This is a genomic window from Citrobacter sp. KTE30 (genome assembly GCF_000398825.1).
Lineage (GTDB): Bacteria > Pseudomonadota > Gammaproteobacteria > Enterobacterales > Enterobacteriaceae > Citrobacter > Citrobacter freundii.
On record NZ_KB976055.1, the window covers coordinates 3,746,444 to 3,758,010 of the forward strand.

Here is an 11,567-nt window from a genome sequence, read left to right on the forward strand (position 1 = left end):
ACCCTGCCATTTAGCAGGGTTTGTTGGCTCTGGATAGCAATTAACGCGCCAGCCAGCCGCCGTCTACCGCAACGGTATAGCCGTTGATATAGTCAGATGCGCTGGACGCCAGGAACACGACAGGCCCCATCAGGTCGCTCGGCAGACCCCAACGCCCCGCCGGAATACGATCGAGGATTTCTGCGCTACGCTGCTCATCAGCACGCAGCTGTTGAGTGTTATTCGTCGCCATGTAACCCGGTGCAATCGCGTTGACGTTGATGTTATGTTTTGCCCACTCGTTCGCCATCAGACGGGTAACACCCATTACGCCGCTTTTAGACGCGGTGTAAGACGGCACGCGGATCCCGCCCTGGAAGGAAAGCATAGAGGCGATGTTGATAATTTTACCGCCGTTACCCTGGGCGATAAAGTGCTTCGCCGCGGCCTGAGACATAAAGAACACGCTCTTAATGTTCAGGTTCATCACGTCATCCCAGTCTTTTTCGCTGAAGTCGATCGCATCGTCACGACGGATAAGACCCGCGTTGTTGACCAGAATATCGATATGGCCGAATTCTGCCACTGCGCGCTCCAGCAGCGCCGGAATACCGTCGATTTGACGCAGATCGGCGGTCAGGCTTAAAAAACGGCGGCCCAGTGCGGTCACACGTTCGATGGTTTCTGTCGGTTCAACAATGTTGATACCGACGATATCGCAGCCCGCTTCAGCCAGGCCCAGCGCCATACCCTGACCCAAACCGGTATCACAACCGGTCACAACGGCGACTTTACCTTCAAGAGAGAATGCATTCAAAATCATTGTAAATCCTTAATTTTTTATAATGCCCGCCGCAGCAGGCACGGCTGTCGCCCGCAACTAGCGCAGATCTTTTACTGCAACATGGTCCATATCATCAAAGACCTGGTTTTCGCCGACCATGCCCCAAATGAACGTATACGCTTTTGTGCCGACACCGGAGTGAATAGACCAGCTTGGAGAAATCACCGCCTGCTCGTTGTGCATCACAATATGACGCGTTTCCTGAGGCTGCCCCATCATGTGGAATACGCAGGTATCTTCTTCCATATTGAAGTAGAAATAGACTTCCATACGACGTTCATGGGTATGACACGGCATGGTGTTCCACAGGTTACCCGGTGCCAGTTCAGTCAGACCCATGCTCAACTGGCAGGTTTCCAGAACATCCGGCACAAAGTATTTGTTGATGGTACGACGGTTACTGGTGAGGTTATCGCCCAGCGTCACTGGCGCAACGTCTGCAGGCGTGACTTTCTTAGTTGGGTAAGTCGTGTGGGCCGGCGCGCAGTTGTAGTAAAACTTCGCCGGTTTTGTCGTATCAATACTGGCGAATACCACTTCTTTTGCCCCTTTCCCGACGTACAGCGCGTCGCGATGGCCAATTTCATAGCACTGGCCGTCAACGGTAATCGTGCCCGGGCCGCCGATATTGATCACACCCAGTTCACGACGTTCGAGGAAATAGGTTACGCCCAGCTGTTTGCCGACTTCGCCACCCACAGAGACGGTTTTGGCCACTGGCATAATGCCGCCAACAATGATGCGGTCGATGTGGCTGTAGACCATGGTGTATTCATCTGCGACAAACACTTCTTCGACCAAAAACTCATTACGCAGCCCCTGAGTGTCCAGGGTTTTCGCATGCGCACTATGGATGCTTTGTCTTACGTCCACATTTACCTCCAGTGATAAATTGACCGTGAATGCTTAAACGAATAGCAAAACGCTGTTCCGTTTTATCTTATGCACTCATGATATTCCTCCCTGAATGTGTTTTCAATTATAAATAAAACGATGTTTCACTTTTTTCGCATCTTATTATCAAAAGTGTAAGTGCGATCACGCTAGCGCGTATGAATAGCGAAATGGACCTTAATAAAATGATTGAATAACAATACGATAAATTTATTTATTCATTAGGGGCGGGGATAAAAAATGGAAAATTCAGCTGAGATGATCAGTCGAAAAGACACCTTTTCTAACAAAGTGCGCAGTTAATCACATGAAATGAAACAATGTTTTGATAAGTTGACTGTGTTTAGAGTGTATGTTTCTGTAACTGGCCTTGCCCTCCTGCTGGAGGGCTTTTTTACAGGTGCAGGGAAACTCTTAGAAAGGCGTTTAAGACGGTAAATGTAAGATCGTTAATCTCGTTCGATAGCGAGCGCCACACCCTGACCACCACCGATACACAGCGTTGCCAGGCCCTTATGCGCCCGACGCTTCACCATTTCATGCACCAGCGAAACCAGAATTCGGCAGCCAGACGCACCAATCGGATGACCGAGCGCAATGGCTCCGCCGTTAACATTCACCCGCCGTTCATCCCACTCCAGCATTTTCCCAACGGATAATGCCTGCGCGGCGAAGGCCTCATTAGCTTCGATAAGATCAACATCAGCCAGTTGCCAGCCCACACGCTCAAGGCAGCGGCGCGTCGCATACACTGGCGCAATCCCCATGAGCGCAGGGTCGACCCCGACGCTGGCAAAGGCGCGAATACGGGCCAGTACAGGTAAGTTCAACTCTTGCGCCTTGGCCTCGCTCATCATCATCACCGCAGCGGCGCCGTCATTGATGGATGACGCGTTACCTGCCGTTACCGAACCGAGCCTGTCAAAGGTAGGATCCAGACGCGCCAGCCCTTCGGCGCTGGCATCGGTACGCGGCTGCTCGTCGGTATCCACCACCAATGATTGCCCATTACGCTGTGTTACCACCGGCACGATTTCATCTTTAAAGCGTCCAGCATCAATTGCCATCCGCGCTTTGTGCTGCGAGTGCAGCGCGTAGGCATCCTGTAATTCGCGGCTAATGCCGTATTCTCGCGCCAGGTTTTCCGCAGTAACGCCCATGTGATAATCGTTGAATGCATCCCACAGACCGTCATGTACCAGGCTGTCGACCAGTTGGCTGTTCCCCAGCTGTGCGCCGGTGCGGCTATCGGTAAGGACATGCGGGGCACGGCTCATATTCTCTTGCCCGCCCGCAATCACAATGTCGGCTTCGCCGCACTGAATAGCCTGGGTCGCCAGATGCAGCGCTTTCAGGCCCGAACCGCAGACATCGTTAATGGTGATGGCGGAAACGGTATTGGGTAGCCCACCATTGATGGCAGACTGACGCGCCGGGTTCTGTCCGGCGCCTGCGGTAAGCACCTGACCGAGGATCACTTCATCCACAGCATGAACGTCCACGCCCGTGCGTTCCAGCAACGCCCTGACCACCATGCTGCCTAATTCAACGGCAGAGTGGCGCGCCAGCGTCCCCTGGAAGCAGCCAATCGGTGTCCGTAACGCCCCGACTATCACAACCTCTTTCATCACCACCTCAGCGCAAAATAACACCGCAATAGTAGATGATTGTTAAAAATAGTTATCAAGGTTGTTTAAGAATGGTGATTTTTATCACAAAGGAAATTCGTATCATTTATTGGTCATCTGAACGCCACTCTGCTGTAAATGGTCGCGCAGCCAACTTCCCGCCACGCCAGGCGGTGATTTCTTATTCCACAACAGATCGATAGAGATAGCCTTTGGCCAGCCGGGCAGCTTTAATTGAACCAATGGTTTTTCTGCCGCAAACTCCTCCACCAGCGCACACGGGAGCGCGCACCAGCCGAATCCCTGAACAGCCATACTTAGCAATAACAGGTAGTTAGGAGCCGACCAGACGGGACCGCGCGCCACGTTAGTCCCGCTTTCCAGATAGGTATTCAAACGCAGCTCGCGCCAGGTGTGTAGCTGCTCCCACTGCAGTTTTTCTTGAGCCGCCAACGGATGCGATGCCGCCACGTATAATCCCATCCAGGTTTGCATCGGCAGACGCGTAACGCCCATGTCGGTCGGGTAATCCTCCCGCGCTTCGATCAACCCCACCTGAGCACGTCCTTTTTGCAGCAGATCGATCACGTCCTCGTCTTCGCCAATCAGACATTCAAACTCGGTATGGGGAAACTTGCGATCAAACTGCACCATCAACTCTTCCAGCACATCCGGATGCAGCGTGTCTGACAACACGAAGGTCAGACGCGCTTCCGTTTCACCCGACAGTGAAATCGCCGCTTCATCAAGTCGTTCGCTGGCCGTCAGAATCGCCTGCACATAACCCAGCACCCGCTTACCTTCTTCGGTCAGCGTTGGCTGGCGTGATGAACGGTCAAACAGCGCAAAACCAAGGTCGGCTTCCAGATGCGCAATGGCCGTACTGATAGTGGACTGGCTTTTACGCAGCCGACGAGCCGCAGCAGAAAATGAACCGCAGGAAACGGTCTCCACAAATGCCGTTAACGCTTCAGGAGAGTAACGCATGAACTATCTACTTTATCGATGGATACTATCTTTTAGATATCACATTAAACGATAAAATTGCCACCATTCCGTTATCCGGGCATCAAAGAAGGTTTTAGGTTATGCAACACGATACAGTCCAACGCCGCTCGTTAGTAGAGCGTATTTTTCATGCCGTCTGCTTTGAAGGCATTGCCACCGCTGTTCTCGCACCAACCACCGCATGGTTGATGCAGCGCTCGGTGCTGGAAATGGGCGGACTGACCATTCTTCTCGCCACTACAGCGATGATCTGGAATATCATTTATAACGCCCTGTTTGACCGTCTGTGGCCGTCGCACCTGGTAAAACGTACGGCGAAAGTGCGAGCATTTCACGCCTTAGGTTTTGAGAGCGGTTTTATTGTGATCGGGGTGAGCATCGTGGCGTATGTGCTGAACGTCAGCCTGCTTCAGGCATTCACGCTGGAAATAGGTTTCTTCCTGTTCTTCCTGCCGTATACCATGTTCTATAACTGGGCTTATGACACGTTACGCGAGCGTGTTTTGAAGCGCCGCCAGCAGCGCGTTACTGCCTGATTATTCAAACAATAGTCGGAATTTTCTCGGTTCCGGCTATTCATCCATTCACCAGCCCGCTTGTTCACATCTCCCCCAGCCCCTGCCATTTGTGGTAAATTGCGCTTCTTTTTGTTTATTTTATAGTTGATACGTTCAAATAATGTCGAAATTTTGGTCAAAAGAAGAGACTCTCTGGAGCTTCGCACTATATGGGACTGCCGTCGGCGCAGGAACCCTCTTCCTCCCCATACAGCTGGGTTCTGCAGGTGCGGTGGTACTGTTTATCACCGCTCTCGTCGCCTGGCCTTTAACCTACTGGCCGCACAAGGCACTGTGCCAGTTTATCCTGTCTTCAAAAACGTCAGCTGGTGAGGGGATCACTGGCGCGGTTACACACTACTACGGCAAGAAGATTGGCAGCCTGATCACCACCCTCTATTTTATTGCCTTCTTTGTGGTGGTGCTGATCTACGCCGTGGCGATAACCAACTCACTCACTGAACAGCTGGCAAAACATATCACTATCGACCTGCGGATCCGCATGCTGGTCAGTCTGGGCGTGGTACTGGTGCTGAATTTAATTTTTCTGATGGGTCGACAAGCCACTATCCGGGTGATGGGCTTTCTGGTGTTCCCGCTCATCGCGTACTTTTTGTTCCTTTCGCTCTACCTGACCGGAAGCTGGCAGCCAACGTTACTAACCGGCCAGATGTCTGTCGATCAGCACACGCTTCATCAGGTTTGGATATCTATTCCCGTGATGGTTTTCGCTTTTAGCCATACGCCAATTATCTCCACGTTCGCCATTGATCGACGTGAGAAATATGGCGAGCAGGCCATGGGTAAATGCAAAAAAATCATGAAGGTAGCCTACGTCATCATCTGCCTGAGCGTGCTGTTTTTCGTTTTCAGCTGTTTGCTTTCGATTCCGACAAACTATATCGAGGATGCAAAAAATGAAGGCGTGACCATTCTGTCAGCACTATCGATGATGCCTAACGCACCGGCATGGCTGTCGATTTCCGGGATCATCGTTGCCGTCGTAGCGATGTCAAAATCGTTCCTTGGCACCTACTTTGGCGTGATTGAAGGGGCAACGGAGGTAGTAAAAACATCGTTGCATCAGGTGGGTGTGAAGAAAAGCCGGGCCTTTAACCGCGCTCTGTCCATTATGTTGGTCTCAAGCATCACGTTTATCATCTGCTGCATCAATCCTAATGCTATTTCAATGATTTACGCGATTAGTGGGCCGCTGATTGCCATGATTCTGTTTATCATGCCGACATTGTCTACCTATCTGATCCCGGCGCTGAAGCCATACCGTTCAGTGGGTAACCTGATCACCCTGATTGTCGGTCTGCTGTGCGTATCTGTGATGTTTTTTGGCTAGAACGTGTTGCTTAACGGCTCATTCCATCACGTGGATGAGCCGTTAAACTGGCTTATTTGATGTACGAATCCAGTACTTTCAGAATCACATCCAAATCTTCTTCGCGCTTAATTTCATCGCCCTGATGCACAATGTGCTCGGTCAGATGACCTTTAATCACTTCGCGCATTAATCCATTTACCGCCCCGCGGATCGCCGCTATTTGCTGCAATACCGCCGCGCATTCATGCGGTTCATCCAGCATGGTTTTCAACGCCGCTACCTGCCCCTGAATCTTGCTGGTTCGGGCTTTCAGCTTTTGTTTGTCGCGGATCGTATGTGACATAACTTTACCTTTTTAACATCTGGCTGTAAGGACAATACCATCGACATTCTACTGGGGGGTAGTATTTGATACTGGGGGGGAGTAGAATCAGGCGAAATTAAACAACTAAGAATCATTCTCATGGGTGAGTTTTCTACGCTTCTTCAGCAAGGCAACGCCTGGTTTTTCATTCCCAGCGCGATTCTATTAGGTGTGTTGCACGGTCTGGAACCAGGGCATTCCAAGACGATGATGGCGGCCTTTATTATTGCTATTAAGGGGACCATCAAACAGGCGGTGATGCTGGGGCTGGCAGCAACGCTGTCGCATACCGCCGTAGTATGGCTGATTGCGCTCGGTGGGATGTATATCAGCAAAGCGTTTACCGCCCAGGCCGTTGAGCCCTGGCTGCAATTTGTCTCGGCGATAATTATTCTCGGGACCGCATTCTGGATGTTCTGGCGAACCTGGCAGGGAGAGCAGAACTGGCTGGCCCAGACGCATCACGACCACGATCACGGGCATCACCACCACCATGATCATGACGACCATCACCACCATCATCATGACCACGACCACGATCATAACCATGCCGCGTTAGCAGGGCTGAACGAGGGTTCGAAAGAGTATCAGGATGCCCACGAACGGGCGCATGCCACCGATATTCAGCGCCGCTTTGCGGGCAAAGAGGTCACCAACGGCCAAATATTACTGTTCGGTCTGACCGGTGGGCTGATCCCGTGCCCAGCTGCCATTACGGTGCTGCTGATATGCATCCAGCTCAAAGCCTTCACGCTGGGCGCCACCATGGTGCTGTGCTTCAGCCTCGGGCTGGCGCTGACACTGGTAACGGTGGGCGTGGGTGCGGCAATCAGCGTGCAGCAGGCGGCCAAGCGTTGGAGCGGATTTAACACACTGGCACGCAAAGCGCCCTATTTTTCCAGCGTGCTCATTGCAATGGTCGGCTTATATATGGGGATTCACGGCTATATGGGGATCGTCGGTTAATATATGAGAGCGCAGCAGCGATAGCCGCTGCGCGGAAAACCAAACTAGCTTGCGACATTCCCCCACACCAGTTGCCCTTTATGGAAGGTCGCAGTGCGTGGGGAGATTCGCGCGACCGCTTCCGCTGAGCATGAGGCATCTACCAGCACAAAGCTGGCTTCAGCCTGCGCTTTCGGCCAGACGCGCTCACCTTTATCGTTAAGCGGCAGCACATCACCGGTAGCGAGGAACAGCGCCCGCGACAGATTAAGTTCATTCGGGCGAATATAGAGCTGCGCGTACAGATTCGCCTTCTCCAGCATGTCTCCCAGGCCGTACGGTGACCAGTGGTCAATCACGCTGTCGGTCCCGGTAATCACTTCCACGCCTTTGTCGCGCAGCTGCTTGAGCGGCATGTGCATCGTGCCAATCGGCACCGTCGAGGCAATAGTAATCTGCTGCGCCGCCATGCGGGTTGCGAGTTCATCCACCTGCTGTTCGTTCAGCGTAGACAGCGCAAACGCGTGGCTGATGGTCAGTTTGCCCTTTAACTGCGGCGTTTTCTCCACCGTTTCTACCATGTAATTCACCGCCGCCACGCCCGCCGGACTGGTTTCATGCAGATGGATATCCACGCCTTTGTTGTAATCGAGCGCAATCTGGAACATGGTATCGAGTGATTTTTCCATCGCCCCATCCACGCTGGTTGGGTCCAGACCGCCGACATAATGCGCTCCCGCCTGCATCGCTTCACGCATTAGCGGTTCAGATTTTGATAACAGCAGGCCATGCTGTGGAAATGCCACAATTTCACAGGCAAAACCCGGCTGGCGACGCGCCAGCACCGCCTGCAGGTTCTCCAGGTTTTTCAGTCCGGAAACCGGTTCTATGTTGCAGTGGCTGCGGGCAATCGAGGTGCCTTTTGATTGCAGCAAATCGATCAGCTTTTCCGCCCGCTCCTGGGTGTAAGGCTGGAGTTCAGGCAGCAGCTTTTGTTCCAGGCGGATCATATCCTGAATGGTGGTACCCGCCGGACGGTTCAGCGAACGCCAGGGACCGCCGTAAAAGGTTTTATCCAGATGGATATGCATGTCGCGCATGGCGGGCAGCATCAGCTTTCCACCCGCATCGTAGTGCGGCAGCGTCGCATCCGGATGCTGCTTATTCTCGCGCAGCGCAACTATTTTCCCGTCCTGGATTTCAACGGTTTGCAGCGCGGTACGGGTGTGCACCACCACTGAGCTTTCGTAATCAAACCCCGCTTCCAGCAGGACGTTATCCAGGTAATAGTGCTTATCGTTAATCGTCATTGTGCTCTTCGACCCGCAGGTGTTCCCGACAGGATTAGCAGCATACGCGACCGGGGCGACTGCGCCAAACAGCGCGGCAGCAGTGACCATTTTTCCGCTCTGGCTTAAAAATTCACGGCGGCTGTTACTTTCCTTCATTCGCATCTCCTCTCAGGAATGGACAATATGGGTGCCCGTTTCGCCGCGCAGTGCGGCGGGCAGGCATTCCGGCGTGGTGATGATCACTCGTTTACCGCCACGCTCCAGAAACGCCAGGCTGGCAACAATCTTGGGTAACATGCTGCCCGGCGGGAAATGTCCCTCCTGCATGTAACGGGTCATCGTGGCGACATCCACCGTATCCAGCGCCTGCTGGTTAGGTTTGCCAAAATGAATACAGACCTGCTCGACGCCGGTGGTGATCACCAGAATGTCGGCACGGATCTCCTGTGCCAGCAACGCCGTGGAGAGATCTTTATCAATCACCGCATCCACGCTTTGGTAATCCCCCTGATCGCTACGCACCACCGGGATGCCACCACCACCCGCACCAATCACCACAAACCCCTGCTGAGTCAGCGTTTTGATCGCCTCTGCTTCAACAATACGTTTTGGTTCAGGGGAAGCCACAACCCGGCGGTAGCCACGCCCCGAATCCTCAACAAAGCGCCAGCCTGGATTGACCCGCAGCAACTCATCGCGCTGCACTGCGCTAAAGAACGCCCCGATAGGCTTGGTCGGATTAGCAAAGCCCGGATCGTTTTTGTCGACCTCCACCTGCGTGACCACCGTGACTGCCTTCTGCTCGCCGCGCCGCGCCAGACGGTTGTTCAGCGCCTGTTGGATCAAATAGCCGATGCCCCCCTGCGTATCGGCGACGCAGTTTGCCAGCGGGGTAAGCGGTAACCCTTCACGCTCGTGCGCGATTTCCGCACGTCGGAGATCCAGCCCCACCTGCGGCCCGTTACCGTGCGTAAGCACAATGTTGTAGTCCGATGCCAACATCTCCAGCACCGTATCCGCCACCGCCTTCACCGCTTCAGCCTGGTGCTCAATCGACTGGCTGGCGTTATCTTTGATAATGCTGTTGCCGCCAATGGCAACGACCACAAGTTCTTTCATAGTGTTATCTTCCGCTTACAGGCGATTCAGGTCGTTTTCGTCGGTTCCTGCTCAGGCGCAGTCACCGCTTCACGGCTATCAAGAACATGCTTGAGGACAAACATGCCGCTCATCATCAGGTAGGCCACAACAAACATCATCGAGCTGCCCTCAGCAAAGCCAACTGCCGGGGAGTGGATCACGCCAAACAGCGATAACAGTGCCCCAAAGGCTGCGGCAATCGCCCCGCGCAGCGGCTTATTCATAATGGCGAAGATAGCGACGCAGCCCCACAGCATGCTGGCCAGCGGCGCGCCGCTTCCCAGATGCACCAGTCCGTCGTAATAGACACCTTTGCTGTGCAGTAAGTCGCTACCCAGTTTCCCCGCGGATGTTCCGGCGGCGCCCATCACGCTGTTAACGATGGTCAATGCCCAGTTAGCGATCCACGGGAACAGGCAGATGAAGATAACGGGAACCTCGACTTTGGGCGTTTCTCGCACCACCTGGTTGGCGGTCACCACGCCGATAAACACCAGAATCGGCACTATCGCAGTCATCGGAATAATGGCGAGCATAAACGCGCCCAGGCCAAACAGCGGTACCAGGAACATGGTGATGCCTGAAGCGAGGGTATAGCCGATACTGGCGCCCATCGCTTTCCAGCCCGCATGCCCAACATACACGGTCACCGGGAACGGGTTGCCCAGCATGCAGCCGAGCATGGAGGCAAAGCCGTTCGCCATCATCACCTTACGGGTGTTGTACTCATCCCCCGCCGCGTGCGCACTTTCAATGTTCTCAAGGTCGAAAATGTAGTTCGCCAGACCCAGAGGAACCGCAGAAGCCAGATACGGCAGTGCATGCGGCAAACCTTGCAAGAAGCTGTCGACATGAATTTCCGGCGGGTTGAAGCCAAAGGAAGACATCGACGCTTTAATGGCCTCCGGGCTTTGTAAACCGGAGATCCACGCCAGGGCCGTACCGGCAATCAGCAGCAGCAAGCCGGTAGGAATGCGGGCAAAAATCGGCTTCTTACCGAACCAGTTAATGAAGATCAGCAACAGGACGATGAAAGAGACGGTCGGCGCTTCGAATGCCTGCAGCATCGGGTTCATCGCCAGCAGCAACAGTCCCAGGCCGGACAGACAAGAAAGCAGTACCGTACGTGGAATCATCTTGCGGATGGTCTCGCCCAGGAAGGAGCCGCCGACCAGGATCAACGCTTCGACAAAGCACCACACCAGGGCTATCTGGATAGCAAAGTTGGCATCTTTGGTTTGCTGATAAACCGGCATCAGTACCAGGAAGGTTACGGTAAAGATTGACGGTGCGCTCGGTCCGGACGGCAGCGCCGTCACGTCTTTACGCCCGGTGTGTTTTGCCATCTGCAGGCCAAACCAGGCGTAGCAGACGCTGGCCACCAGCACCGCCAGACCAAAGGCAGGCGCAATGCGACCATAGACAATTTCAGTAGGGATCCCGACGACAAAAATGAGCAGCCCCATCATTGTCAGCAGGTTAGTCAGGTTGTTGGTCATCAGCCCAAAGTAAGCTGCCCAGTCACCACGTTTCCATTCTAGTTTTATGCTGTTCATGGAATATCCTTAACAGGTTAAGCATCG

General features: G+C 53.6%; 11 protein-coding genes. 3 read left to right on the top strand and 8 right to left on the bottom strand.

The features are described 5' to 3' along the window. Positions 1-40 precede the first annotated feature (40 nt). From kduD to WC1_RS05420, 4 genes are all read right to left on the bottom strand, one after another. Complete coding sequence (gene kduD, locus WC1_RS05435) at positions 41-802, bottom strand: 2-dehydro-3-deoxy-D-gluconate 5-dehydrogenase KduD (RefSeq protein ID WP_003033923.1); 762 nt, start codon at positions 800-802, stop codon at positions 41-43. A gap of 57 nt (positions 803-859) precedes the next feature. Further along, positions 860-1,696: a 5-dehydro-4-deoxy-D-glucuronate isomerase gene (kduI, locus tag WC1_RS05430; protein WP_003840972.1), complete on the bottom strand. Its 837-nt coding sequence runs from the start codon at positions 1,694-1,696 to the stop codon at positions 860-862. 470 nt (positions 1,697-2,166) lie between these two features. Continuing rightward, positions 2,167-3,345, bottom strand: coding sequence for an acetyl-CoA C-acetyltransferase (locus WC1_RS05425; protein ID WP_003033912.1), 1,179 nt, complete (start codon positions 3,343-3,345; stop codon positions 2,167-2,169). A gap of 102 nt (positions 3,346-3,447) precedes the next feature. Next, a complete protein-coding gene (locus tag WC1_RS05420; protein WP_003033908.1) occupies positions 3,448-4,332 on the bottom strand; it encodes a LysR family transcriptional regulator in 885 nt (294 codons plus the stop codon). Between the two features lie 101 nt (positions 4,333-4,433). Between WC1_RS05420 and WC1_RS05415 the strand changes: the two genes are divergently transcribed. Both WC1_RS05415 and WC1_RS05410 read left to right on the top strand, forming a co-directional pair. Further along, complete coding sequence (locus WC1_RS05415) at positions 4,434-4,889, top strand: multidrug/biocide efflux PACE transporter (protein ID WP_016150932.1); 456 nt, start codon at positions 4,434-4,436, stop codon at positions 4,887-4,889. Between the two features lie 142 nt (positions 4,890-5,031). After that, entirely contained in the window at positions 5,032-6,261 is a 1,230-nt protein-coding gene (locus tag WC1_RS05410; RefSeq protein WP_003033903.1) for an amino acid permease, read from the top strand. 52 nt (positions 6,262-6,313) lie between these two features. Here the strand turns inward: WC1_RS05410 and rcnR are convergent, their stop codons facing one another. After that, positions 6,314-6,586 (bottom strand): Ni(II)/Co(II)-binding transcriptional repressor RcnR, encoded by a 273-nt coding sequence (rcnR, locus tag WC1_RS05405; protein ID WP_003033900.1) that lies wholly within the window; start codon positions 6,584-6,586, stop codon positions 6,314-6,316. A 120-nt stretch (positions 6,587-6,706) separates the two neighbouring features. Here rcnR and WC1_RS05400 point away from each other — a divergent pair, with 120 nt between their 5' ends. Continuing rightward, on the top strand, positions 6,707-7,573 hold the full coding sequence (locus WC1_RS05400) for a nickel/cobalt efflux protein RcnA (RefSeq protein ID WP_016150933.1): 867 nt from the start codon (positions 6,707-6,709) through the stop codon (positions 7,571-7,573). Positions 7,574-7,617: 44 nt separating this feature from the next. On the opposite strand, the gene WC1_RS05395 is transcribed toward WC1_RS05400, so the two are convergent. Genes WC1_RS05395 through WC1_RS05385 form a run of 3 tightly spaced genes read right to left on the bottom strand, consistent with a single transcriptional unit; the run spans position 7,618 to position 11,540 of the window. Continuing rightward, complete coding sequence (locus tag WC1_RS05395; RefSeq protein WP_016150934.1) at positions 7,618-9,000, bottom strand: amidohydrolase family protein; 1,383 nt, start codon at positions 8,998-9,000, stop codon at positions 7,618-7,620. Positions 9,001-9,012: 12 nt separating this feature from the next. Then, entirely contained in the window at positions 9,013-9,963 is a 951-nt protein-coding gene (locus WC1_RS05390; protein ID WP_016150935.1) for a carbamate kinase family protein, read from the bottom strand. 26 nt (positions 9,964-9,989) lie between these two features. Further along, positions 9,990-11,540: a hypothetical protein gene (locus tag WC1_RS05385; RefSeq protein ID WP_003840986.1), complete on the bottom strand. Its 1,551-nt coding sequence runs from the start codon at positions 11,538-11,540 to the stop codon at positions 9,990-9,992. Between the last annotated feature and the right edge of the window lie 27 nt (positions 11,541-11,567).

Bases quoted from the DNA above. Each gene is read 5' to 3' on its own strand.
- kduD (WP_003033923.1), bottom strand. From the start codon at position 802: ATGATTTTGAATGCATTCTCTCTTGAAGGTAAAGTCGCCGTTGTGACC.
- WC1_RS05425 (WP_003033912.1), bottom strand. From the start codon at position 3,345: ATGAAAGAGGTTGTGATAGTCGGGGCGTTACGGACACCGATTGGCTGC.
- WC1_RS05420 (WP_003033908.1), bottom strand. From the start codon at position 4,332: ATGCGTTACTCTCCTGAAGCGTTAACGGCATTTGTGGAGACCGTTTCC.
- WC1_RS05415 (WP_016150932.1), top strand. From the start codon at position 4,434: ATGCAACACGATACAGTCCAACGCCGCTCGTTAGTAGAGCGTATTTTT.
- WC1_RS05410 (WP_003033903.1), top strand. From the start codon at position 5,032: ATGTCGAAATTTTGGTCAAAAGAAGAGACTCTCTGGAGCTTCGCACTA.
- rcnR (WP_003033900.1), bottom strand. From the start codon at position 6,586: ATGTCACATACGATCCGCGACAAACAAAAGCTGAAAGCCCGAACCAGC.
- WC1_RS05400 (WP_016150933.1), top strand. From the start codon at position 6,707: ATGGGTGAGTTTTCTACGCTTCTTCAGCAAGGCAACGCCTGGTTTTTC.
- WC1_RS05395 (WP_016150934.1), bottom strand. From the start codon at position 9,000: ATGAAGGAAAGTAACAGCCGCCGTGAATTTTTAAGCCAGAGCGGAAAA.
- WC1_RS05390 (WP_016150935.1), bottom strand. From the start codon at position 9,963: ATGAAAGAACTTGTGGTCGTTGCCATTGGCGGCAACAGCATTATCAAA.
- WC1_RS05385 (WP_003840986.1), bottom strand. From the start codon at position 11,540: ATGAACAGCATAAAACTAGAATGGAAACGTGGTGACTGGGCAGCTTAC.